General features: G+C 55.1%; 1 protein-coding gene. It reads left to right on the top strand.

The window, feature by feature from the left end:
• On the top strand, window positions 1–842 hold an 842-nt coding region (locus tag WS49_RS35740), incomplete at both ends, for a hypothetical protein (RefSeq protein ID WP_179949255.1).

The following is an 842-nucleotide window of genomic DNA, read 5'->3' as shown; positions in this document are numbered from 1 at the left end:
GAATTCCAGAAGATTGCGGATGACCTGAAGACAAATGAAGAAAAAATTCAGTTCTGGAAATGGGCGGATGAAGTTCTAAATGGGGTACGCGTCGATGATGGTTTGGTTGACGGGTATATGAAGCTTCCGGATGGCGGTGAGATTCAGTTTGGTTGGCAGTCTGGCCAAACATGGAATGCTAATGGCAGTATCGGTGTTGGCAAAGACAGCCCGCTGGCCCGCGCAATTGTGAATGCGGTAAAAGACTTTGAAAAAAATAACCCGGAGATGGTTCAGCGGTATGCCAATCTATTGTCGCCAGGGGATTCGTCCGAGATGTATGACCTGGCTGCATTACGGTTGATGGTGTCTCAGGCTCCGGATTTGACGCCGGTGAAAGATGCGGTCCGGCACGACACGGAGCAGCTCGAAAAGATGGCCGAGATCGTGCCGTCGCTGTATTCGCTGATCGACAAGTCAACGTATCAGGCGATTCTGGAGTCGGAAGACGACGCGCTGAAACAGCTCGACAAGCTCGAACAGTCGGACAAATCGCTATCGGGCGCGGAGAAGGCGGTGCTGGAAAAGCAGGAGGCGGCACTGAAGGCGCAGCTGACGGCGGATTTCAAGATCAACGCGCATGTGGACCCGTCGAAGGTGCTGGAGTTCGGCAACCTGAACGAGTTGAAGCTGGTGGAGGACGTGCTCAAGCGTACGAAGGAGATGGCCGAGAAAGGCGAACTCGATGGTATCGACAAGAGTGTGATCGACGCCGCGACGAAGGCTTTGGCCAAGCAGGCGCATATGCTGGGCGCGTTGGGCCGCTTGCACGGCATCGCCGAGGTGACGCTGATCTTCGGCGC

This window comes from Burkholderia sp. RF7-non_BP4, from assembly GCF_001521935.1.
GTDB lineage: Bacteria > Pseudomonadota > Gammaproteobacteria > Burkholderiales > Burkholderiaceae > Burkholderia > Burkholderia diffusa.
Note: the sequence above shows the minus strand (reverse complement) of the source record. Positions and strands in the feature narration are given on the sequence as shown.